The organism is Kiloniellales bacterium, assembly GCA_030064845.1.
Classification (GTDB): Bacteria; Pseudomonadota; Alphaproteobacteria; order Kiloniellales; family JAKSDN01; genus JASJEC01.
The window spans coordinates 93,476-115,661 of record JASJEC010000009.1; the positions used below are offsets into that span (position 1 = coordinate 93,476).

Below are 22,186 nucleotides of genomic sequence, written 5' to 3' on the forward strand. Positions count from 1 at the left end.
ACTCGGAAATTCTAGTTGGTTCCTCCGAGGTGCGGGGTTTCTCATGGGCGACGCGATCCGCTGGGGCATGATCGGCTGCGGCAACGTGACCGAGGTCAAGTCGGGCCCGGCCTTGCAGATGGCCGAGGGCTCGGAACTCGTCATGGTCGCCTCGCGGCGGCGCAACGAGGTCGCCGACTGGGCGAAGCGCCACGGCGTCGCGCGCTGGACCGACGACGCGGCGTCGCTGATCGCCGACCCGGAGGTCGATGCGGTCTACATCGCCACCACCCCCGATTCCCACCGCAGCTACACCGAGCAGGCCGCGGCGGCCGGCAAGCCGGTGTTCTGCGAGAAGCCCATGGCCTGCACTCTGGCCGACGCCCACGCCATGAAGCAGGCCTGCGCGCGCGCCGGCGTGCCGCTCTACACCGCCTACTACCGCCGGGCGCTGCCTCGCTTCCTCAAGGTCAAGGAATGGCTCGAGGCGGGACGCATCGGCACGCCGCTCAGCGTCACCATGGCGCTGGCGCTGAGGCCCGAGAGCCACCCGGTGGCGCCGGTCACCCGGGTGATGGCGGCGCGCGGCCAGATCCCCTGGCGCTTCAGGCCCGAGATCGGCGGCGGCGGCAACTTTGCCGACATGGGCACCCACATGCTCGACCTGATGGACTTCTACCTGGCGCCCTTCGCCCAGGTCGAGGGCCGCGCCGTCAACCGCGCCGGGTTCTACGAAGCCGAGGACACGGTGACCGCCAGCTTCGAGCTGGAGAACGGTGTGATCGGCACCGGCCAGTGGTGCGCGGTCGCCGGCGTCAACCGGGACCTGACCGAGATCGTCGGCACCGAGGGAGCGATCCGCTACGCCACCTTCGATAGCCAGGTCCTCGAGCTTGAGACGCGGGAAGGGCTCGAGACCGCCGACATCCCGATCCCGAGCCACGCCCACCTGCCGATCGTCCAGGCCGTCACCGACGCGCTGCGCGGCCGCGGCACGGCGCCGAGCGACGCCGAGAACGGCATCCGCGCGCTCGGCGTCCAGGAAGAGATCCTCGGCGGCTACTACGCCGAACGGGGGCGGAGCCGGTTGAGCGCGTAAAACCGTGGCTGCCGGCAGGGCGGCCGGAATAATGAAAATAGCCTAACCATTTATCATTAATCTCTTATTCATAGGCCGCTTGTTAACCTCGCCCTAACGGACGGCCTGAGACAGGGACCCTACGCATGCTGGAGCTGGAGAACGGCGCGCCCGCGCCGCGCGTCACCGATAGCGACTGGCCGATGCCGCCGCGGCAGGATCCCGCGGGCGACGGCGCCGGAAAAGACAGCAGCCACGGGGCCCAGCTCCACCTGTCGCGCAAGCTGCTTCAGGAATCGATCGTCGAGCGGCTCCGCGAGGTCGGCGAGAAGGGCCGCTCCTCCGCGCCCTGGGTGGTCGAGCTCGACCCGACCACGGCCTGCAACCTGGCCTGTCCCGACTGCATCAGCGGCAGCCTCCTGAACCAGGGCGGCTTCACGCGCGAGCGCCTGCGCGAGATCACCAAGGAGATCGTCGAAGCCGGGGTGCGCGCGGTGATCCTGATCGGCGGCGGCGAGCCCCTGGCCCACCCGGAGACCCGCTGGGTGATCGACTACCTGGGCGACCACGACGTCCACGTCGGTGTCACGACCAACGGCATCCTGATCAATCGTCACCTCAAGGTCCTGGCCGAGAAGACCCGCTGGGTGCGCGTCTCCATGGACGCCGCGACCCCCGAGACCTTCCAATACTTCCGGCCCAGCCCGTCGGGGCGGTCGATGTTCGACCGGATCGTCGACAACATGCGCACCCTGGCCGAGGTGAAGCGGGGCAAGCTCGGCTATTCCTTCCTGCTGCTCTCGGACGTGGCCGAAGACGGCACCGTGAAGCGCAGCAACCTGCACGAGGTCTACCAGGGCGCCCTGGTCGCCAAGGAAGCCGGCTGCGACTACTTCGAGGTCAAGCCGTCCTACGACATGGGCCACTTCCTGATCCGGCAGCCCGAGCGCGAGCTGGCCGAGGCGCGGCGCCAGATCGCCGCGATCAAGGAGCTGGAGACCGAGGCCTTCCGCGTCCTGGCCCCGGTCAACCTCCAGCACGTGCTCGACAACAAGCCCATGGTCGAGCCCAAGGACTACACGCGCTGCGCGGTCTCCGAGATGCGCACCCTGGTCGCGCCCTCGGGCGCCTACGTCTGCCCCTACTTCCGCGGCTGCGGCGACAAGAAGATTGGCGACCCCAACACCCAGAGCTTCGCCGAGATCTGGCACGGCCAGCAGCGCGCGGCGGTCATGGACCAGACCGATCCCAGCCGGGACTGCCGTTTCCACTGCATCCGCCATCGCTCCAACCTGCTGATGGAGGAGATCCTGGACGGCGCCGAGGTCGACGCCGTGGCCGATTTCGACCGCTTCATCTAAATCATGTGCCGAGCTTTCCGCGCCCCCTATGTCATTGCCGGACGGGCGTTGCCCGAGCGCTTCGCGCTTCCGGCAATCCAGGGCGGCCGGCATCCCTGGATGCCCGGATCAAGTCCGGGCATGACAGGGAGAGTCGCGATCGATTGAGACTGTTGTGACCGAGGCCGAGATCGCCGACGGCATCCTGAGCTACATCAGGGACGAGATCGCCTACCCGGGCACCGAGGTGACTCGGGACACGGCGCTGTTCGACAGCGGCGTCCTCGACTCCCTGGCGCTGCTGCGCCTGGTCCTCCATCTCGAGACCGCCCACGGCATTACCTTCGCCCCCGAGGACCTCGATCCCTGCGTGTTCGAGCGGATCCCCGCCATCGCGTCCCTGGTGCAGCGGCGCATCGGGGCGGCGGCGTGAAGCTGCGCCCGATTCTCGACGGCGACTGGCCGCGCCTGCAGGACTTCGTGCGCCGCCACTTCGGCTTTTCGCACATTCCCGACCGCCGGTTTCACGAGCACTGGTTCCGCAATCCCTTCGCCGCGGAGGGCGAGCCCTGGGGCGGCCGGCTGCTCGAGCGGGCGGACGGCTCCCTGGCCGGCGCGCTCATGGTGATCGTGCTGCCCGCCTGGTTCGCCGGCCGCGAGACCCGGCTCGGCTATCTCTCGACCGGTGTCGTCGAGGCGGACGCCCGGAAAGCCGGCCAGGGCGCCGCGCTCTATCTCTGGGCCTACCGGGCCTACCCCCTGGTCCTGGCGATGGCCGGCAACGAACTCTCGGCGCCGCTGAACGCGCTGATGGGACGCGACATTCCCGGTGTCGCGATGCGCCGCTTCCTGCGGCTGAACCGCCCCGAGGCGCTGGCGCTCTGCCCGCCGGGCGAGGCCGGCAGGGTCGCCGTTCTTCCGGCGCCGCCGCCCGCCCCGGCGCGCGGGCTCTCCGCCGACTGGGTCGACCGGGCGCCGGACGACTACGAACCGCTCTGGTGCGAGGTTCGCGCCGGCCTGAGCTGTGCGCTCGACAAGACCGCCGCCTATCTCCGTTGGCGCTGCGGCGCGCCCTACACGGACTACCGGATGCTCGCCGTTCGTTCCGCCGGCCGGCTGACCGGGCTGGCGGTCTGCCGCTACCAGGAGACGCCGGCGGGCCAGGTGGCGCGGGTCACCGAGATGGTCGCCCGGCCCGGCGACGCCGCGGACGTCTGGGCGGCCATCGCCGACGCCACCCGTGACGCCGTCATGGCCGACTTCCTGGTGGTCGGAACGATCCACGACACGGCCCTGGCCGGTGGCGGGTTCCGGGAAGCGACCGCCGACAACGGGCTCGACCGTCTGCCCCATCTGCTGGCGCCGGTCGAGCACCGTCAGTGGACCTCGGTCTTCACCCTGGGCGGTCCGCTCGCCCTGGCCGACCAGAGCTGGCGCTCGGCCGGGGCGGTCTACTTCACCAAGGGCGACGGCGACCGCGACTGGCCGACCCTATGGGATTTGGAGCGCCGCTGCGCGCCCGATCAGGCGGCCGCCGGCTAACCTGCTAGAAGTACAGCGAGATGTCGCGGTGGCCGGCATTGCAGCCGGCGACGAAGAGCGCCTGGTCCTCGGACATCCTGGTCTGCAGCCGGGCGCCGATCGTGTCGCGGATCGCCACCTCGTAAACGCGCAGGTCTGGCACCAGGTCGAGGGCCGCCCGGTCGCGCCAGGCGATCTGCGCGTTGTAGGCTGCCAGAGCCTTGTCCATTTCGGCCTCTGCCTTCTCCGGGTCGGGCGTCCTGGCTCTGACCGCGCGCCGCGCCTGGGTCAGGGCGGTCTTGATCTCGGACGCGCCGTCGACCTCGCCGAACCTCTTGGCCAGGGCCGCCAGAATGGCGGCCGCCTCTTCCTTCTCGGCGGCGGCGACCTTCGCCTTGATGCCGTCGAGCTCGGGTCCGAGTTCCTTGAAGGCCGGTGTGGCGTCAAACACGGCGAGCAGGGCCCTGGCCGGCTCGTAGCCCCGGTCGGCGTTCCGGCGATAGAGATTGCGCGCCTTGCTCTCTTCCTTGAGCAGCGCCGAGAAAGCCTTGTAGGTCTCGGCCCAGGTCTCCGGGATCTCGCCCGCCAGAGCCTCGCGTTCCTCGGTGAGCGCTGCGATCCGCGCCTCGAGTCTTTCCCGGCGGGCGCCCTCGGTCGCGGCGTCGGTCCGGCGCAGGGCTGTGTTCAGCTCCCGGATCTCGGCGTCGAGCCTGCGCAGGCCGTTTTCGATCGAGCGCACCTTGCGCTGGACCGGACGGAAGGCGTCGGCCTTGGCCTGAACCGCCTCCTCGGCCTGGCGCGCCGCTTCGAGCAGGCCGAAGGTCTGCTCCGCCTGGTCGAAGCTTTCCCGCAGGTTCTTCGCCAGCCGCTCGGGCAGATAGTCGAGGTTGAAGCCGCGGGCCTCGGCGATCTCCGCCCTGATCGCGTCGCCGTCGGCCGTGAAGCGCTGCCAGACGTACTTCTCCAGGCACTGCTGGAGCTTGGGGTTGCGCGGCGGCGGCGCTGTTTCCGAAGTCAGCGAGACCCGCTGCGGCAGGTAGTTGACCAGGTTCGGATAGAGACCAACGACGACCAGGGCGAAGAGCTGAAGCGCAATGAAGGCGATCACCCCTTTGTACATCGAGATCGTCTTGACGATCGCCGGCGCGACGCCGCGCAGGTAGAACAACGCGAAGCCGAAGGGCGGGGTCAGGAAAGAGGTCTGGATGTTGAGCCCGATCATGACGCCGAGCCAGACCGCGGTGACGTTGGCGGAGGGGTCGGCCAGCAGGATCGGCGCGACGATCGGCACCACGACGACGGCGATTTCGATGAAGTCCAGGAAGAAGCCCAGGATGAAGATCACCAGCATGACGATGACGAACTGGGTCCAGAAGCCGCCCGGCAGGCTGCCGAGGAACTCGCGGACCAGCTCCTCGCCGCCGAAGGCGCGGAAGGCGGCGGTCAGCATGGCGGCGCCGAGCAGGATGATGAAGACCAGCGAGGTGGTCTTTGCGGTCTCGATCATCACGCCCTGTAGCGTGTCCTCGACCTTGAGCGCGCGCCAGCCGCTCCAGACCAGCGCCGTCAGCAGGCCGGTCACCGCGACCGCCGCCACGGCGACGGCGAAGGCGTCCTCGCCGGATCGGATCTTCTTGACGTTGATCTCGTAGAACGACAGCAGGACGCCGATCACGACCAGGGAGGCGACCGCCAGGATCGCCGGCCGGAAGGCGCCCGGCCGGCCCTCGGTCAGGCGGTAGCCGGCCATGATCAGCGCGCCGGCGGCGCCGATCGCGCCGGCCTGGTTGACCGTGGCGATGCCGGTCAGGATCGAGCCCAGCACCAGGAAGATCAGCGTCAGCGGCGGGATCAGGATCAGCGCCACCTTGCCGAAGAACTGCCGGTCGAAACGCCCATCGTAGGGGACCGTCGGGGCGAGATGGGGCCGGAACAGCGCGAAGCACAGGATGAAGGCCATGTAGAGCCCGACCAGCACGAGGCCGGGCAGGAAGGCGCCCAGGAACATCTCGCCGGCACTGGTCGAGGAGACGTCGAAGGCCGAGGGCATGGTGAGCTCGCCCGTCGATTCCTTGTAAAGCGCCTTGCGCGACGCGCTCGCCTGGTCGGTCGCGCTGGCCAGCTGGTCGGCCAGGATGATCAGCACGATCGACGGCGGAATGATCTGGCCGAGGGTGCCGGACGCAGCGATCGTGCCGGTCGCCACCGAGTGCGAGTAGTTGTTGCGCAGCATGGCCGGCAGCGAGATCAGGCCCATGGCCACCACCGTGGCGCCGACGATGCCGGTCGTGGCGGCCAGCAGCGCGCCGACGAAGACCACCGAGATCCCGAGGCCACCGGGGATCGGGCCGAACAGCTGCGCCATGGTCACCAGCAAATCCTCGGCGATCTTCGAGCGCTGCAGCATGATGCCCATGAAGATGAACAGCGGGATCGCTATCAGCGTATCGCGCTCCGCCTCCCAGTAGACGCCGCGCAGATTCGTGACGCCGGCGCTCAGCCACTGCCCGGGCCCGCCCTGAGCGAAGTAGGCGTCCGTATCGCCGGCGAAGAGATAGCCCGCTCCGGCCGCCAGGCCGATGGTCAGGATCGCCGAGCCGGGCAGGGCGAAGGCGACCGGATAGCCCATGCCGAGCGCCGCGGCCATGAGCAGGATCAGGAGAGCGAGGAAGAGCAGTTCCATCGAGAGCCGGGCCGCTACATCACGGCTTCGTGGTGGTGGCGGCCACCGGGATCACCCCGGTAGTCGGCGACCGCGTCGAGGAAATAGCTGACAAACTGGATCATCATGGAGATCGCGAAGAGACCGAGGAAGCCGGCCATCAGGTATTTGACGTACATGCCAAAGCCCGATTGCGAGACCTCGAAGTTCAGGAGCGGGCTGTTGATGATCGCGGTCTTGCTGCCCATGCCGACCAGAAGGATCGCCCAGCAGAAAGTGATGCCGAGGAGCAGGGTGCCGATCGCGTTGACCAGGCCCTTGGTCTTGGGCCGCATGCCGGCGTAGAGCACGTCGACCCGTACGTGTCCCTCGTCCCAGAGTGTGTACGCGCTGGCGAAGAGGAACAGAGCGGCGTACCAGAAGCGGACCAAGTCGCCCATGAAGGCCTGCTCGTAGGAGAAGATGAAGCGGGCGAGCACGATCTGGAGCTCGGCGACGACGACCAGGAGCGCCAGCCAGGTGAAGCCCAGCGTGCGGGTGAAGATCGCCACTAGGAAGCCGAGCGCGATCAGCGGCATGTGGACGTAAGGGCCGCGGGAGCGAGATCGGCCGAGCATCTTGGTGAGCTCCTCGCCGACCACCGCCTCGAGCAGGCCCTCGACCCGCAGGAAGGAGATGGTCATGTCGGCCAGCCCGACGAAGACGATGGCCCAGAACGCGCCGCGGATCAGGTAATTGTTGACCCCGGCGATGCGGGTCGCGTCGGCGCGCAGCGGCGTTGAGCGGGAGCGCAGCACGTAGGCCAGGGCGAGCACGAGCCCGGCGGCGTAGAGACCCAGCTGGATCAGCGAGAGCGGGTCGCCGGTGCCGGCGCCCGGCCAGTCGAGGCCGAAGCTCAGGTAGTTGTTGATCAGGAAGGCCGCGAGGACGGCGAGCAAGCACCAGCCGAAGCAGCGTGCCACGACGGGCAGGCCGTCGCCGAGCGCTTCGCTGTTGCCCTGTGCAGCTGCCATGGAGATCCCCGGCGGCGTGCGGGACCGGGCTGCGGCCCGATCCCGTCACGCCCCCGAGCCTAGTCGCGAGGGTTTAGATCCCGAGAACCCGGTTACGCTGAACCGAGAAGCCCACCTCGGCGATCTTCTGCCAGCCGCCGAGTTCGCGCAGCGCCGCCTGGAAGTCGTCGTTGACCTTCTTCGCCAGCGGGCTGTGGTCGCGGGTTTCCTCGAACACGGCCATGGCCGCTTCGCCGAAGCTGTCGTAGATCTCTTCCGAGAACTGCTTCAGCACGACGCCGTGATCCTCGATCATCCGCTTGAGGAAGGCGCCGTTGTTGGCCTGGGTCTCCTCGTACTGGGCCGCGTGCTCCTCCAGGGAGGCCGCGGTCAGGAGCGCCCGCTCGTAATCGGAGAGGCCTTCCCACCAGGCCTTGTTGAAGCCGAAGGACAGGCCGCCGCCCGGCTCGTGCATGCCCGGGTAGTAGTAGAACTTGGCGGCCTCGAAGAACTTCATGAAGTAGTCGTTGTAAGGGCCGACCCACTCGGTCGCATCGATCGCGCCGGAGACCAGGTTCTCGTAGATCTGCCCGCCGGGCAGTGAGACCGGCGAGGCGCCGAGCTTGGCCATGACGTCGCCGCCGAGGCCCGGAATGCGCATCTTCAGGCCCTTGAGGTCGTCGGCCGTCTCGAGGTCCTTGTTGAACCAGCCGCCCATCTGGGTGCCGGTCGCGCCGCAGGGCAGACACTTGAGGCCGAACTCGCCGGCCACCTCGTCCCACAGCGCCTGGCCGCCCTTGAACTTGATCCAGGCGTTCCACTCGACCGTGGTCATGCCGAAGGGCACGGAGGTGAAGTAGGCCCAGGCCGGGTGCTTGCCCTTCCAGTAGTAGTCGGCCGCGATGTAGGCCTGGGCGTTGCCCGAGGCCACTTCGTCGAAGGAGTCGAAGGCGCCGACCCGCTCGCCGGCGGCGAAGTACTGGGTCGTGATCTTGCCCTCGCTGAGCTCGGTGATGCGCTTCGCCAGCCGCTGGGCGCTGAGGCCCAGGCCGGGGAAGTCGCGCGGCCAAGTCGAGACGATCACCAGGTCCCGTCTGCTCTGCGCGACCGCAGGTGCGGCGAGAGTGCTGGCGGCCGCGCCGGCGACGGCGGCGCCCTTCAGAAATCCACGACGTTGCATCTTTTGTCTCCCTGTTCGTGGAAGTCGCTCACGTGCGACGATTTTTGTGGCGGGGTTCCAGATCGCTGCGAACCTGGCGAGGAATAAATCAGAAGCGGCAGGGGGATACAAGGTGCCACCGCGAGCCGGGTCGGCCGTGTTCGGAAACGTTGCGACGACTTTGCGAAACGCAGCCATGACTGTGCTACTTCGGGTAGCTCGTCTTGGCGATTTCGGCACGGGCGCTCCGGGATCAGTGGCTCCGGCAGCACCCGGCCGTAGGGCCGGACGCCTCCCGTTTGCCCTACACTGCCAGCAACCCGAGGCCCTTAGCACGGTGGGCAAGCCGGCGCGGGAGAGATCCGCCTTCCCGGAGGCGCGAAATCTTCCCAGTTTCCCCCGTTCCGGCGGCAGCAGATGACAAGACCTTTCCAGGTGCTAGACTGGGGCAAAGAACCCAGTTTGTTCAGGGACCAAACAGAGGAGGCTCATGATTATGAATAAGAAGAGTATTGTGGGGGCGGTCGCGGTTGCCCTCTCGCTGGGGCTCGCGGCGGGCAGCGCCGAGGCGAACGATCGTTTCAAGAAGGTTCTAGAGCGCGGCGTGGTCGTGGTCGGTGTCAAGGCCGACTACCGGCCCTGGGGCTTCCGCGATTCCGACGGCAACCTTGTCGGCATGGAAATCGACATGGCCCAGGACGTGGCCGACGCCCTGGGCGTCAAGCTCGAGCTGGTGCCGGTCCAGTCGTCCAACCGCATGCAGTTCCTGGAGCAGGGCAAGATCGACCTGATGATCGCCACCATGTCGGACCGCAGCGACCGGCGTAAGGTGGTCGGCATTCCCGAGCCCAACTACTACACCTCGGGCACCAACGTGCTGGCCCGCGCCGGCGCCATCAAGTCCTGGGAAGACCTGCGCGGCAAGCCGGTCTGCGGCAAGCAGGGCGCCTTCTACAACAAGATTGTCGCCAAGCGCTACGGCGCCAAGGTCAAGGCCTTCGTCAACAACGCCGAGGCCAAGCAGGCCCTGCGCGACAAGAAGTGCGTCGCCTGGGTCTACGACGACTCCTCGATCGGCTCGGACCTGGCCTCCGGCCAATGGGATGGCTTCGAGATGCCGCTCAGTTCCGAGGACGACAATCCCTGGGGCCTCGCGGTTCCCGTAGAGGAGATCGACGGCATCTGGGGCAACTTCATGGCCGGCATGAGCTACCGCTGGCTGGTCTCGGGCCGCCTAATCGAGCTGGAGAAGAAGTGGGGCATCAAGCCGACCCAGTTCCTCCAGGATCAGCAGACCAAGCTGACGCCGAAGCGGGCGCACCTGAAGTAATCGGGCGCCGGGTTCGAAGGCGGGGCGCGAGGCCGCTCCGCCTTCGGGCTCACCGGGCGATCCGGCCGGCCCCGCGGGACCGGATCGTTCTCGTCGTAGCGGCTCTCGGGGGCTTGCCGTGTTCGATGCGATCGCACCCTTTTTCCGGTCCCTCTATGATACGACGGGCCTGAACTTCGTCATCTTCTACGAGCAGTACGAGTACGACCGCTTCATCGAAGCGGTCTGGATCTCGCTTAAGCTGATCGTCGTCTGCCTGATCCTCAGCCTGATCGTCGGCATCGTCGGCGCGTGGGCCCAGGGCGCCAAGTCGCGCCTGGTCCGCCTCGGCATGGCGGGCTACATCCAGTTCTTCCGGAACACCCCGCCCTTCGTGCAGATCCTGTTCTTCTACTTCGTGATCGGCACGACGCTCGACCGCTGGGGCCTTATGCCGACGGTCGACGCCGGCGGCTGGGAGGAGCCGGTAGTCGGCAGCTTCGGCTGGGCCGCGATCTCGCTCGGCTTCTTTGCCGGCGCCTTCAACGTCGAGATCTTCCGCTCCGGCATCGAGGCGGTGCCAACCTCGACCCGCGAGGCCGCCGAGGCGCTCGGCTACACGCGCCTGAAGTCCTACATCTACGTGATCCTGCCGCTGGCCTTCCGAGTCTGCCTGCCGGCGCTGAACAACAACCTTGTCAACCTGCTGAAGACCACGACCCTGGCCTACGCCATCGCGGTGCCGGAGATGATGTACACGGCCAACCAGATCTGGTCCGACAACGTCAACGTGCCCGAGATGATGTTCGTGCTCTTCGTCTACTACATCTTCCTGGTCGGCGTGCTCGTGTGGCTCATGCACAAGTGGGAACGCCGCATGAAGATCCCGGGGTACGGCTGATGGCGGCCGCGAGGCCAATTCCCGGCGTCGACGGCGCGGCGAAGACCGACCTGCCGGTCCTGCTGCCGGTTGCCGAGACGACGCGGCGGGCGGCGCTGATTGAACGGCGCGAGGGGACCTATCGGCTCAATCTCGGGCCGCGGCACCTGTTCTGGATGACCGCGCTCCTGGTCCTGGCGGTGGGCACGGCGGAGGCGGCGACCGCGCCGGCCTTGATCGGGCCTATGGAGGCGCTTTTCAAGTGGGCGCCCTTCGTTCTCGAGGGCTTCGCCCTCAACCTGATCATCTCCTTCCTCGCCATGATCATCGGCACGGTGGCCGGCGCCGCCCTCGGCCTGATGCAGGTCTCCCTGCTGGCGCCGGTGCGCGGCGGATCCTGGATCGTCACCCAGTTCTTCCGCAACTCGCCCTGGCTGGTGCTGCTGTTCTGCATCATGCTGCTGTTTCCCTTCGAGCTGGACTTCGGTTTCGTCGTGGTGCCGGTGCCCGACTGGATGAAGGCGGTGATCGGCTTTTCGCTGCCGGTCATGGCGAACATCTCGGAGGTCGTGCGCGGCGCCGTGATTTCGCTGCCCTCGGGCCAGTGGGAGTCGGCGGAAAGCCTGGCCTTCAACCGGCGCCAGACCATGTGGATGATCATCCTGCCCCAGTGCGTGAAGCGCATGATTCCGCCCTGGATCAACTGGTACTGCATTCTGGCCATGGCGACGCCGCTCTGCTCGATCATGGGCGTCGAAGAGTCGGTGACCCACACCACCCAGGCGCTCAACGCCGAGGGCGATCGGCCCGAACTGATCTGGCCGTTCTACATGTTCCTGCTCTTCATCCACTTCGTTTACACCTATCCCATCGCCCGCTGGTCGATCAGGCTGGAGCGACGGTTCCTGGTGAAGATCTGAGGAGGGGAGGACCAGGAGATTGGACGGTTCAGCAACGTCCCCCATTGTCACCCTCGGACCTGATCCGAGGGTCCAGGGGCGGCGTGACGAAAACAACGCCTGGATTGCCGGAAGTGCGAAGCACTCGAGCTGCGCTCGTCCGGCAATGACAAAGGGTGTGGATGATCGGCTTGCCGCTGATGCAGAGAGGACCTGAACGATGACCGACCAATCCAACGGCAAGGGGAACGGCGCCGGCTGGACGCCGGATCAGCCCATGGTTTCGATCAAGGACGTGCACAAGTCCTTCGGCGATCTGGAGGTCCTGAAGGGCGTCTCGCTCGACGTGATGAAGGGCGAATGTATCTGCATCATCGGCCCCTCGGGCTCGGGCAAGTCGACCCTGATCCGCTGCGTCAACGCGCTGAACGACATCCAGGCGGGCTCGATCAAGGTCGAGGGCCGCGAGGTCAACGACCCCGCCCTGAACAAGCTGGAGCTCCGCAAGAAGGTCGGCATGGTGTTCCAGCAGTACAATCTCTTCCCCCATAAGACCGCGATCGAGAACGTCATGATGGCGCCGATCCACGTCCTCAAGGAGGACAAGGCCGAGGTCGAGAAGCGCGCCCGCACCCTGATCAAGAAAGTCCGCCTCGAGGGCAAGGAAGACAGCTATCCGGGCGAGCTCTCTGGCGGCCAGCAGCAGCGCGTCGCCATCGCCCGCTCGCTCGCCATGAACCCCGACGTGATGCTGTTCGACGAGGTCACCGCCGCGCTCGATCCCGAGACGGTCAAGGAAGTGCTGGTGACGATTCGCGAGCTGGCTGAGGAGGGCATGACCTGCATCCTGGTGACCCACGAGATGGGTTTCGCCCGCGAAGTCGCCAACCACATCTACTTCACCGACCGGGGCATCATCGTCGAGCACGGCCCGCCCGCGACCTTCTTCACCGAGGCCAAGGACCCCAGGACCAAGGAGTTCCTGAGCCAGATCCTCTAAACGTCTGAATCCGTTCTAGGTCATCGACTTAGAGGAGATCCGGGGGCAGGGGCCTGCCGGGCTTACCGTCGTTGAGGCCATCAACCGAACCTTAAGCCGGGGATGGCCCTATATCCCCCCGAATCAGACAAACCAGGGGGGCGGCCTTGGCGCCTCGGCTTCGGATCTCGATCTGCGCGGCGCTCCTCGTCCTCGGCGCCTGCAACGACGATTCGGAGATCCCGGCCGGTTTCCCGGGGTCGAACGTCATGAAGGACGACTACGGGGCGGTCTATTTTCCTCCAGCGGTGACCACCGACCTCGCCACCCGCGTCTACTGGGCGCAGGAGCTGGTCGAAGACTATCGGCGCCCCGGTACCAGGATGCCGACCCTGCTGGCCCCCTCGGCCCTGGACGGCGCTTGCGGCTTTCCCGCCCCTTCGCCCGAGGCTCTGGTGGCCTTCGTCGAGATTCACGGCGGGAAGCACGAGACCCCGCTTTTCCTGGTGAACCGCGAAGACATCGCGGCGATGCGGAAAGCCGAGCTTTCTCCCGACAGCGGTGCGGCCGGCGAACCGCCGACCCCGGCCGAGCTGGTCCGCTCGGCCTCGGTCGGCCAGGTCGACGTCTTCGTGACGGAGACCACGCGCCCGGTCTATCTGATGCTCGCCGCCCATGACGAGACCCTCTGGTCGTTGCAGCTCGCCGAGGGCGCGCGGCTCGACGGCGTGGCGGTCTTTGCCCGCCGACCCCAGGCGCTGGCCAACGCACCGGAGGACGCGCGCCTGGCCTTCACCGTGCGCGACGGCTCACAGCAACGCCGCTGCTTCATCCCGCCGCAGAGGCCCGTCGACGAGACCTGGCGGGTTCTGGAGAAGGTCGAGACCGAGACGGAGATCGCGGGAACGAGCTTCCGATACCTGGTCGAGAAGGCCACAAGGGAGCACGCGGCCTTTCGCAGCTGGATCGGCAAGCACATTCGCCCGCCCGACACCGCGGTCAGCGCCTACCGGACCGGCCACGTCCTGATCGGGCCCAAGCCGGCCCGCCGCCAGGCCTACCGTCCCCTGGAAGGCGCGACCGTCCTGTTCAGCGCCAACGCCGTGCCGGTCTGGGGCGAGAACAGCGATGCCGAGAAGGCCATTCTGCAGCAGGCGGCGCGCTGAAAGCAGGCCTAACGCATCACGAAGGGGTCGGCGATCGGCTCGGGCGAAGTATTGATCCAGACGGTCTTGGGCCGGGTGTAGTCGTAGATCGCCTGGAAGCCGCTCTCGCGGCCGTAGCCCGAGTCCTTGAAGCCGCCGAACTCGGCGATGGGCGAGATCACCCGGTAGGTGTTGACCCAGACGATGCCGGCGCGGGTGTTGCGCGAGAGGCGCAGCGCCCGGCCGACGTCGCGGGTGAAGATGCCGCAGGCCAGGCCGTACCTGGTGTCGTTGGCCATGGCCAGGACCTCGTCCTCGGTCTTGAAGCGCAGCACGCTGAGGACCGGGCCGAACAGCTCGGTGTCTACGATGGCCGTCTCCTGGCGCGGGCACTCCAGGATGGTCGGCTCGTAGTACCAGCCGGCGTCGAGGTGCGCCGGGCGCTGGCCGCCGGCGCGCAGCTGGGCGCCCTGGCCGCGGGCCTTCTCGACCTCGGCCTCGATCCGGGTCAGCTGCGCCTCGGTGCAGAGCGGCCCCATCTGAGTCTCCTCGGCCAGGGGATCGCCGATGCGGATCTTTCCGGCGCGCGCGGCTAGGTCCTCGAGGAAGGCGTCGGCGATCGAGTCCTGGAGATAGAGCCTGGACCCGGCAACGCAGCTCTGGCCGCTGGCGCCGAAGATGCCGGCCATGACGCCGTTGGCCGCGCTCTCCAGGTCGGCGTCCTCGAACACCATGACCGGCGACTTGCCGCCGAGCTCGAGCGAGACCTGCGCGAAGTTCTCCGCCGTGTTGCGCACCACGTGACGTGCGCTCTCCGGGCCGCCGGTGAAGCTGACCCGGGCGACCAGGGGGTGCGAGGTCAGCACGCGTCCGCAGGGCTCGCCGAAGCCGGTGACGATGTTGACCACGCCGTCGGGGATCCCGGCCTCTTCGATCAGCCGGCCGAACGCCAGCATCGGCGCCGAGGCCAGCTCCGAGGCCTTCAGCACCACGGTGTTGCCGGCCGCCAGCGCCGGGCCGAGCTTGACCGCGGTCAGGAAGAGCTGGGAGTTCCAGGGCACGACGGCGGCGATCACGCCCAGGGGCTCGCGCGTGGTGAAGACGCAGAGGTCGGGCTTGTCGATCGGCAGGGTGTCGCCCTGCACCTTGTCGGCCAGCCCCGCGTTGTAGTGGAAGAACTCGGCGATGTACTTAGCCTGCCAGCGGGTCTCCTTGAGCATCTTGCCGGTGTCGACCGTCTCGACGCGCCCCAGGTCCTCCGAGGCCTCGGCCAGCAGGTCGGCCAGCCGGCGTAGGCAGCGGCCGCGTTCCGACGGCGTCATGCGCGACCAGGGGCCTTCGGCGTAGGCGCGGTGGGCGGCCGCCACGGCGCGCTCCACGTCGGCGGCGCCGGCCGCCGGGATCTCGGCCCAGGGGCGGCCGTTCGCGGGGTTGACGCTCTCGAAGGTCTCGCCGCTCTCGCTGTCGACCCAGCGGCCGTCGATCAGCATCTGGTAGCGTTCAAGCGCGGCCATGGTCCCGCCTCCCCTTGGTGCTTCTCTCCGAAGGGTTCAGGCATAGCCCAGTTCGGCGCCGGCACTCAGCAAAATCTTGCGCGCGGCGGGGTGCTGGTCCCGCGCCGTCAGTCCGCCGCCGGTTTCCCGGGGTCCTGGTAGGCCGCGCCGTGGCAATAGCGGCAGGTCGCGCCGGCGATTTCCGCCAGGCCGGAACCGCCCCTGGAGACCACGACCACGACATGATGGAGCGCGGCCATCAGCATGACGGTCCCGATCACCCCGACGACGACCATCAGGCCTCGCTTCATCATGCCTCTCTTCATCGCCCGCTCCTTTACAGCCGCGCCCGCGATCGAGCACGCGCCGGGGCGGTTACGCGATGATCGAGGTCAAGACTGGCGGGGGCGCCGGAGCGGAACGGCCGGCGCCGGTCCGCATGTCGCGGGTTCTGCGAGGTGTGCTTCCGCCAGGACCCAATCGTGGAAAGCTCGCTGGGCTGGCGTGAGGTCCTGTCCGCTGGGCACGGCGAGATAGACGCTGAGCCCTTTGCCTCTTTGCGTCTCGAGGGGACGAACCAGGTCGCCGCGCTCGAGCAGGCCGTCCAGGATGCCGCTGAAGCCGAGCGCGATGCCCTGGCCCTCCATGGCCGCCTGGATGACGTTGGCGTAGTTGTCGAAGCCGACCACGCGATGGCTCTCCGGGACCGGGAGGCCGCAGGCCTGCAGCCACCAGCGCCAGTCCTCCAGGGCGTGGACGCTGCCGTCCAGGTTGAGCAGCGTGTGCCGCAGCAGGTCCGCGGGCGCCTCGATCGCCGGGCTGTCGGCGAGATAGCCGGGCGCGCAGACCGGGAAGGACTCCACGCCGAAGAGGCGCCGCGTGACCAGGCCTGGCCAGCGGCCGTCGCCGTATCGCAGCGCGACGTCGATGCCCTCGCGCGCCAGGTCGACCGGCCTGTCCGAGACCACCACGCGCAGCTCCACGTCGGGATGGGCGGCGCGGAAGCCGGGCAGGCGCGGCGTCAGCCAGAAGCTCGCCAGCGCGACCGTCGCGGCCACCGTCACCTGCGCGGGCCGGCGCCGTCCGCGCAGCCGCTCCGCCGCCTCGGCCAGCCGGCCCAGGCTGTTCCGCACGTCGGCGTGCAGCGCCTCGCCCGCCCCGGTCAGGTCGAGCGCCCGGTGACGGCGAAGAAACAGCTTCTGCCCGAGGTCGGCCTCGAGGATGCGGATCTGGCGGCTGACCGCCTCGCGGCTGACGCCGAGCTCCTGGGCCGCCAGGGTGAAGCTGAGGTGCCGGGCCGAGGCCTCGAAGGCGACCAGGGCGTTCAGCGGCGGCAGGCGCTGGCGGAGGCTTCGCATGAAAAAATTGTTCCGTGAAATCGAGTCTTTTTCAAGTTTACGGCGAGGGCCAAAGGCGCGTCTTATAGGGCGCAGCCGGCCGACACGGACCCCCGGGCGGCGCGAAGGAGGCATGCCATGCGGTTCAACCTCGTCATCAATCTGGAGCGCATGACGCCCGAGGCCGACATGCGGGCGGTGCTGGCCAACCTGACCGACATGGCGCGCATGGCCGACGAGGGCGGCTTCGACATCCTCTGGGCGGCCGAGCACCACGCCCTGGAGATGACGATCGCGCCGGGGCCGTTCCAGCTCTTGGCCCACCTGGCCGCTCATACCGACCGCATCCGGCTCGGCACCGCCGTGGTCGTGGCGCCCTACTGGCACCCGATCCGGCTGGCCGGCGAAGCGGCCCTGTTCGACCTGATCTCGGGCGGGCGGCTCGAGTTCGGCATCGGCAGGGGCGCCTACAAGCGCGAGTTCGAGCGCATGGCCGGTGGGGAGAATCCGAACCTCGGCGTGCCCATGATGCTGGAGATGCTGCCGGCGCTGAAGGCCCTGTGGCAGGGCGACTACGCCCACGAGGGCGAATACTGGTCCTTCCCGACCTCGACCTCGGTGCCCAAGCCGCTGCAGCAGCCCCACCCGCCGATCTGGGTGGCGGCGCGCGATCCCGGCACCTTCAACGCCGCGGTCAAGGAGGGCTACGACGTCATGACCTGGGCGCTGACCCGGCCCTTCGCCGAGGTCGAGACCTACATGGGCCGCTTCGAGGAGGCCCTGGCCGCCGCGCCCGGGGTCAAGCGCCCGCGCTTCATGACCATGCGCCACACCGGCGTCTTCGCGAAGCCGGCGGAGGGCGATGTCTTCATCGAGTCGATCCAGCGCCAGGGCCGGCAGTTCGAGAACCTGTTCCGCAACCTGGCTCCGGTGGTCGACGGCTTCCCCCAGGAGCCGGACCCCGCGCTCTTGACCAACCAGGCGGAGTACGCGCCGGAGAACCTGCTGGAGAACCTGGTGCTGGGGACGCCCGAGCAGGCGATCGCCAAGCTGAAGCGCTACGAGGCGCTCGGCGTCGACTACTTCTGCTACAACGGCGCCTATGGCCTGCCGCCGGAGCAGCAAAAGGCCTCGCTCAAGCTCTTCATCGACGAGGTCATGCCGGCCTTCCAGGACAGCGCGAAGCCCGTGGCCGCGGAGTGACCCTCGCCGAGGGTCGCATCGAGGGCACGGCCTACGAGGTGGCCGGGCCGGAGCATGGCGCCGGGCCGCCGGTCGTCCTGGTCCACGGTCTCGGCATGACCCGGGCCATGTGGGACTGGCAGTGGCCGGCGCTGACCGCGCGCTTCCGGGTGCTGCGCTACGACCTGCTGGGCCACGGCGCGAGCGCCAAGCCGCCGGGCCCCTATTCGCTCGGCCGCTTCGCCGACCAGGTCGCCGGCCTGATGGACCACCTGCGTTGGGACTCGGCCGCCCTGGTCGGCTTCTCCCTCGGCGGCATGATCGTGCGCGCCTTCGCCCTCGCCTACCCGGCGCGCGTGTCGGCGCTGGCAGTCCTGAACTCGGCCCACGCCCGCAGCGAGGCCGAGCGCGACGCGGTGCGCCGGCGGGTCGCCATCGCCGAGGCGGGCGGCCCCGCCGCCACGGTGGACGAGGCGCTGGCCCGCTGGTTCACGGCGGACTTCGCGGCACGCCACCCGGAGGTGCTGGAACGGGTGCGCGGCTGGATCCTGGCCAACGACCCGGCGGTCTACCCGCTCTCCTACCGGGTGCTGGCGGAAGGCGACCTGGAGCTGGCCGAGGCGGTCTCGGCGATCGCCTGCCCGACCCTGGTCATGACCGGCACGGAGGACCGAGGCAATTCGCCCGACATGGCCCGGCGCCTGGCCGCGCTGATCCCCGGCGCCGAACTCGCGATCCTGCCGGGCCTCAGGCACATGGGCCTGGCCGAAGACCCCGAGGCCTACAACCGCCGCCTGGTCGAGTTCCTGGCGCGCTCAGCCTCTTGATGTTCAGGTCGATCCGCCCCGCCTGCTGCGGAGATTGACGGTGATCACGAAGCTTAAGAAAAAGAGCAGGGCGAGGCCGAAACCAAAGACGGTCAGGAGGCTATCCAGGAAGATGGCCGACGGGTCGGCGGACTGTGGCGGAGGGGTCGCCGTTTGATTCCGGTACGCGCGCCACTCGCGCCAAAATGGCGCGAAGACAATCATCAGGCATACGACCCAGGTGAAGACCCAAGGCCGCTTCAAGAGCCACAGATATCCAGGCTGCAGGGCATTGGGGGTCGGAAGCCCGCCGTTGACCCAGGCGATGAAGCGGTCGAGGGGAACCTTGCCCCACTTGTGAATGCACCATCCCGAAATCGTCAACCAGCCGAGCCAAGAGGTGCCGGTCGCGAGCCAACCGAAAGGTCCCCAGAAGAACTCAAGAGTCCAGGTGATCGGCGCTGCGAAGAGCATGGTTGCCACGATCGCAATCCAGGCGACGGTGTCCGCCAGGAGGGCGGGCTCGCTCTCGAGGTCTGGATGAGGCCGCAGGTTCATGGCCATGGCCGCGATCGGTTCCTTCGCTGAGCCGTTGAAAGCTCGACGTTCACGCGATTTCCTTAAGAAACGATATCGCCGCGCGCGCGGGTTGGTTTTCTCTCGGCGCGCCTCTACAGCGCCGGGCGGCTGCCCTGGTCGCGGTACCAGGGGGCGGCGGCGGCCTCGTAGGCCAGGCCGGCGCGGATGACGTCGACGTCGCGGTAGGTCTTGCCGACCAGCTGGATGCCGGTCGGCACGCCGTTGCCGGCGCGGCCTGACGGCAGGGTCAGCACCGGGCAGCGGCTCAGCGTGTTGAACGGCGAGGTCATGACCCAGCCGAGCATGGGGTTGACCGCCTTGCCGTTGATTTCCACGGTGTCGCGGGATTGGTCGAAGTCCGCCTTGACCGCCGGCAGCGCGGTGGTCGGGCAGATGAAGAGGTCGTGCTTCGCCATGATCGGCCCGAAGGTCTCGTACATCTCGCCGGCGACCTCGAGGGAGCGCAGGAAGTCGGTGGATTTGGAGTCGCGCCCCTTCTCCGCGAAGGCCCGGGCGTAGCTGGTCAGCTTCTCGCCGTGCTCTTCCAGGTACGTGGAGATCGAGGCGCCGAAGAGGTGCTCGAGGTACCTCAATCCCGCCTCCAGCATCTTCTGGGTCCAGGGCAGCTCGACCTGTTCGACGGTCGCCCCCAGGCCGCGGAAGACCTCGAGCGCCGCTTCGGTATTGCGCCGCACGTCACGGTCGACCTCGTAGAAGCCGAGATCCATCGAGGCGGCGATCTTCCAGCCGTCGATCGGTTTCGCGGTAGCCGGCAGGCGCAGCTTGGGCCGGAGCGTCGCGATGTCTTGCGGGTGAGGCCCGCACATGACGTTCTGGATCAGGACGATGTCGCCGACGTTCCGCGCCAGGGGCCCCGTGTGGCAATAGAAATCGAGATTGAAGGGCGGGTCCTCCGGGTTACGCCCGTAGGGCGGCTTGAAGCCGGCGAGGCCGCAGGTCGAGGCGGGAATGCGGATCGAACCGCCGATGTCCGAGCCCGTGGCGAGCGCGGCGGTTCCCGAAGCGAGCGCCGCGCTGGAGCCGCCGGAGGAGCCGCCCGGGGTGAAGGCCGGGTTCCAGGGGTTCCGGGTCACGCCCCAGAGCCGGCTGTGGGTATAGCCGGCGCAGGAGAACTCCGGCGTCGCCGTGCGGGCGTGGACGATGGCGCCGGCCCGAAGGACGCGCTCGTTCAGGAAGCTGGTCTTGTCCGCCACCTGGTCCTGCAGGATCAACGAGCCGTTGGAGGTCGGCTGGCCCTTGATGGTGCTCTCGTCCTTGACCGCCACCGGCAGGCCTTCCAGCGCCCGGGTGCGGCCGTCGGTCTTCATGTAGCGCGCCTCGGCCTTCCTCGCCTGCTCCAGCGCCTGCTCGAAGAAGGTGTAGGTCAGCGCGTTGATTTCCGGCTCAACCGCCTCGGCGCGGCCGATCACCGCGCGCATCAGCTCGACCGGCGAGAGGCTCCGCGCCTTGAAGCGCGCGATGGCTTCGGTGGCGGGCAGGTAGCAGAGCTCGAGGTCGGTCATAACAAGGGCCCCCTCTACTTTGTCATGCCCGGACTTGATTCGGGCATCCAGGCTTTTGGTTGCTCTGGATTGCCGGATCAAGTCCGGCAATGACAGAAAAAGAGTGATCAGCTTCCAAGGCTAACTCAGCGCCGCGCCGATGGCGCGCAACGCGCGCTGGGTCTCGATGCTGAAGGCCGGGTTCTGGAAGTCGGGCCAGGTCGAGAGCTTGACCGCGGCCAGGTCGAACTCGGGGCAGACGTAGATCAGTTGCCCGAAGACGCCGCGCGCCAGGATCGCGTCGCTCCCGGCGTCCTCGATCCAGAACTGGTTGCGGTAGGCCCCTTCGGGCAGGGTCTCGGTATAGGGCGCGCCGAACACCGAGGGGTCGCCGCGCCGGCTTTCGAGCACCCATTCGGCCGGGACGATCCTGCGGCCGTCGAAGCAGCCCTGGTCGAGCATCATCTGGCCGAAGCGGCCGTAGTCCCGCAGGGTCGCATTGAAGCCGCCGGAGGCCGCCGCCGTACCCTCGGAGTCGACGGTGAAGGAGGCGTCCTCCTCGGCGCCCAGGGGCTGCCAGAGTTCGTCGGAGACAAGCGCGGCCAGGCGCTTGCCGACGGCGCGCTCCAGGACCCAGCCGAGCACGTCGGTCTCGATCGAGCGGTACTGGAACGGTCCGCCGTGCTCGCGGTCCTGCTCCAGGGAGAGGATCAGGTCGTAGACCGTCGCCGGCCAGCCCGGATCGTGGCGCGGCTTCCAGCCGCAGGCCGCGTCGATCTTGAAGACGTCGGAGGCCGGATCGGTATAGACCTCGGAGAAGCGCACGCCGCTCCGCATATCGAGCACGTGGCGCAGCGTCGCCGTGCCGTAGCCGCAGGCCTTGAGCTCCGGGACGGTGTCGACCAGCGGCGCCTCGGGATCGATCAGGCCGCGGCCGATCAGGACGCCCGCGGCGGCGCCGACCAGGGACTTACCGACCGACTGCGAGAGGTGCGGCGTCCGCTCGGTCATGCCGTTGTAGTAGCGCTCCGAGACGATGCGGCCACGGTGCAGCACCAAAAAGCCGTCGGTGTAGGTCTCGGCCAGGAGCGCGCCGACGGTCTTGGGCCGGCCTTCCAAGCCCTCGAAGGCGATGGTCTCGAGCGCCTGGGGATCGCGCGGCAAGACGCTGGCCGCGTCCGGCGCCCGGGCAACGGCAACGGTCGGCAGGATCTCGCGCAGGTGCTGGAAGGCCCAGCGGTTGAAGGGCGGCGAGTCCCAGTTCTCCAGGGTCACCGCGCGCCGCTCGGCCGGCGCGATGTCGCGCTCGGTCATGCCCGCCCCCTCGAAAGACGGCGGCCCGTC

Annotated in this window: 20 protein-coding genes; 11 read left to right on the forward strand and 9 right to left on the reverse strand. The window is 68.2% G+C overall.

What is annotated here, in order from left to right; genetic code table 11:
* Positions 1–43 precede the first annotated feature (43 nt).
* The 4 genes from QNJ67_05500 to QNJ67_05515 all read left to right on the forward strand — a co-directional run bounded on the left by QNJ67_05500 (position 44) and on the right by QNJ67_05515 (position 3,939).
* Entirely contained in the window at positions 44–1,078 is a 1,035-nt protein-coding gene (locus QNJ67_05500; protein ID MDJ0608411.1) for a Gfo/Idh/MocA family oxidoreductase, read from the forward strand.
* A 125-nt stretch (positions 1,079–1,203) separates the two neighbouring features.
* Positions 1,204–2,418, forward strand: coding sequence for a radical SAM protein (locus QNJ67_05505; GenBank protein ID MDJ0608412.1), 1,215 nt, complete (start codon positions 1,204–1,206; stop codon positions 2,416–2,418).
* Positions 2,419–2,572: 154 nt separating this feature from the next.
* On the forward strand, positions 2,573–2,830 hold the full coding sequence (locus QNJ67_05510) for a phosphopantetheine-binding protein (GenBank protein ID MDJ0608413.1): 258 nt from the start codon (positions 2,573–2,575) through the stop codon (positions 2,828–2,830).
* Positions 2,827–3,939, forward strand: coding sequence for a hypothetical protein (locus tag QNJ67_05515; GenBank protein MDJ0608414.1), 1,113 nt, complete (start codon positions 2,827–2,829; stop codon positions 3,937–3,939). Before QNJ67_05510 ends, QNJ67_05515 begins: the two co-directional genes overlap by 4 nt.
* 4 nt (positions 3,940–3,943) lie before the next feature.
* Here QNJ67_05515 and QNJ67_05520 read toward each other — a convergent pair whose 3' ends face one another.
* The 3 genes from QNJ67_05520 to QNJ67_05530 form a co-directional block, all read right to left on the reverse strand.
* On the reverse strand, positions 3,944–6,601 hold the full coding sequence (locus QNJ67_05520) for an SLC13 family permease (protein MDJ0608415.1): 2,658 nt from the start codon (positions 6,599–6,601) through the stop codon (positions 3,944–3,946).
* Positions 6,602–6,615: 14 nt separating this feature from the next.
* The gene (locus QNJ67_05525; GenBank protein ID MDJ0608416.1) at positions 6,616–7,593 is read right to left on the reverse strand and encodes a TRAP transporter small permease subunit; all 978 of its coding nucleotides are present in this window, start codon (positions 7,591–7,593) and stop codon (positions 6,616–6,618) included.
* Positions 7,594–7,666: 73 nt separating this feature from the next.
* On the reverse strand, positions 7,667–8,752 hold the full coding sequence (locus tag QNJ67_05530; protein ID MDJ0608417.1) for a TRAP transporter substrate-binding protein: 1,086 nt from the start codon (positions 8,750–8,752) through the stop codon (positions 7,667–7,669).
* 475 nt (positions 8,753–9,227) lie between these two features.
* Here QNJ67_05530 and QNJ67_05535 point away from each other — a divergent pair, with 475 nt between their 5' ends.
* The 5 genes from QNJ67_05535 (at position 9,228) to QNJ67_05555 (ending at position 13,964) form a co-directional block, all read left to right on the forward strand.
* Complete coding sequence (locus tag QNJ67_05535; protein MDJ0608418.1) at positions 9,228–10,061, forward strand: transporter substrate-binding domain-containing protein; 834 nt, start codon at positions 9,228–9,230, stop codon at positions 10,059–10,061.
* A 118-nt stretch (positions 10,062–10,179) separates the two neighbouring features.
* On the forward strand, positions 10,180–10,941 hold the full coding sequence (locus tag QNJ67_05540) for an amino acid ABC transporter permease (protein ID MDJ0608419.1): 762 nt from the start codon (positions 10,180–10,182) through the stop codon (positions 10,939–10,941).
* Positions 10,941–11,840 carry an amino acid ABC transporter permease gene (locus QNJ67_05545; protein MDJ0608420.1) on the forward strand — a complete coding sequence of 300 codons (900 nt, stop codon included), beginning with the start codon at positions 10,941–10,943 and terminating at the stop codon, positions 11,838–11,840. Before QNJ67_05540 ends, QNJ67_05545 begins: the two co-directional genes overlap by 1 nt.
* Positions 11,841–12,039: 199 nt before the next feature.
* The gene (locus QNJ67_05550) at positions 12,040–12,819 is read left to right on the forward strand and encodes an amino acid ABC transporter ATP-binding protein (protein ID MDJ0608421.1); all 780 of its coding nucleotides are present in this window, start codon (positions 12,040–12,042) and stop codon (positions 12,817–12,819) included.
* Positions 12,820–12,965: 146 nt separating this feature from the next.
* Positions 12,966–13,964: a hypothetical protein gene (locus QNJ67_05555; protein ID MDJ0608422.1), complete on the forward strand. Its 999-nt coding sequence runs from the start codon at positions 12,966–12,968 to the stop codon at positions 13,962–13,964.
* A gap of 8 nt (positions 13,965–13,972) precedes the next feature.
* Here QNJ67_05555 and QNJ67_05560 read toward each other — a convergent pair whose 3' ends face one another.
* The 3 genes from QNJ67_05560 to QNJ67_05570 form a co-directional block, all read right to left on the reverse strand.
* Complete coding sequence (locus QNJ67_05560; protein MDJ0608423.1) at positions 13,973–15,457, reverse strand: aldehyde dehydrogenase; 1,485 nt, start codon at positions 15,455–15,457, stop codon at positions 13,973–13,975.
* Positions 15,458–15,564: 107 nt separating this feature from the next.
* A complete protein-coding gene (locus tag QNJ67_05565) occupies positions 15,565–15,750 on the reverse strand; it encodes a hypothetical protein (protein ID MDJ0608424.1) in 186 nt (61 codons plus the stop codon).
* A gap of 78 nt (positions 15,751–15,828) precedes the next feature.
* The gene (locus tag QNJ67_05570; GenBank protein MDJ0608425.1) at positions 15,829–16,794 is read right to left on the reverse strand and encodes a LysR substrate-binding domain-containing protein; all 966 of its coding nucleotides are present in this window, start codon (positions 16,792–16,794) and stop codon (positions 15,829–15,831) included.
* A 117-nt stretch (positions 16,795–16,911) separates the two neighbouring features.
* Between QNJ67_05570 and QNJ67_05575 the strand changes: the two genes are divergently transcribed.
* Both QNJ67_05575 and QNJ67_05580 read left to right on the forward strand, forming a co-directional pair.
* Positions 16,912–17,976: an LLM class flavin-dependent oxidoreductase gene (locus QNJ67_05575; protein ID MDJ0608426.1), complete on the forward strand. Its 1,065-nt coding sequence runs from the start codon at positions 16,912–16,914 to the stop codon at positions 17,974–17,976.
* A complete protein-coding gene (locus QNJ67_05580; protein ID MDJ0608427.1) occupies positions 17,973–18,782 on the forward strand; it encodes an alpha/beta fold hydrolase in 810 nt (269 codons plus the stop codon). Before QNJ67_05575 ends, QNJ67_05580 begins: the two co-directional genes overlap by 4 nt.
* A 3-nt stretch (positions 18,783–18,785) precedes the next feature.
* Here the strand turns inward: QNJ67_05580 and QNJ67_05585 are convergent, their stop codons facing one another.
* The 3 genes from QNJ67_05585 to QNJ67_05595 form a co-directional block, all read right to left on the reverse strand.
* Positions 18,786–19,244 (reverse strand): hypothetical protein, encoded by a 459-nt coding sequence (locus QNJ67_05585; GenBank protein MDJ0608428.1) that lies wholly within the window; start codon positions 19,242–19,244, stop codon positions 18,786–18,788.
* A 188-nt stretch (positions 19,245–19,432) separates the two neighbouring features.
* A complete protein-coding gene (locus tag QNJ67_05590) occupies positions 19,433–20,863 on the reverse strand; it encodes an amidase (protein MDJ0608429.1) in 1,431 nt (476 codons plus the stop codon).
* 120 nt (positions 20,864–20,983) lie between these two features.
* Positions 20,984–22,186: serine hydrolase (locus QNJ67_05595; GenBank protein ID MDJ0608430.1), on the reverse strand; the 1,203-nt coding region annotated here is incomplete at its 5' end.

Coding starts and splice junctions, on each gene's coding strand:
- QNJ67_05500 (MDJ0608411.1), top strand. CDS start 44: ATGGGCGACGCGATCCGCTGGGGCATGATCGGCTGCGGCAACGTGACC.
- QNJ67_05505 (MDJ0608412.1), top strand. CDS start 1,204: ATGCTGGAGCTGGAGAACGGCGCGCCCGCGCCGCGCGTCACCGATAGC.
- QNJ67_05520 (MDJ0608415.1), bottom strand. CDS start 6,601: ATGGAACTGCTCTTCCTCGCTCTCCTGATCCTGCTCATGGCCGCGGCG.
- QNJ67_05525 (MDJ0608416.1), bottom strand. CDS start 7,593: ATGGCAGCTGCACAGGGCAACAGCGAAGCGCTCGGCGACGGCCTGCCC.
- QNJ67_05530 (MDJ0608417.1), bottom strand. CDS start 8,752: ATGCAACGTCGTGGATTTCTGAAGGGCGCCGCCGTCGCCGGCGCGGCC.
- QNJ67_05535 (MDJ0608418.1), top strand. CDS start 9,228: ATGAATAAGAAGAGTATTGTGGGGGCGGTCGCGGTTGCCCTCTCGCTG.
- QNJ67_05545 (MDJ0608420.1), top strand. CDS start 10,941: ATGGCGGCCGCGAGGCCAATTCCCGGCGTCGACGGCGCGGCGAAGACC.
- QNJ67_05550 (MDJ0608421.1), top strand. CDS start 12,040: ATGACCGACCAATCCAACGGCAAGGGGAACGGCGCCGGCTGGACGCCG.
- QNJ67_05560 (MDJ0608423.1), bottom strand. CDS start 15,457: ATGGCCGCGCTTGAACGCTACCAGATGCTGATCGACGGCCGCTGGGTC.
- QNJ67_05565 (MDJ0608424.1), bottom strand. CDS start 15,750: ATGATGAAGCGAGGCCTGATGGTCGTCGTCGGGGTGATCGGGACCGTC.
- QNJ67_05570 (MDJ0608425.1), bottom strand. CDS start 16,794: ATGCGAAGCCTCCGCCAGCGCCTGCCGCCGCTGAACGCCCTGGTCGCC.
- QNJ67_05575 (MDJ0608426.1), top strand. CDS start 16,912: ATGCGGTTCAACCTCGTCATCAATCTGGAGCGCATGACGCCCGAGGCC.
- QNJ67_05590 (MDJ0608429.1), bottom strand. CDS start 20,863: ATGACCGACCTCGAGCTCTGCTACCTGCCCGCCACCGAAGCCATCGCG.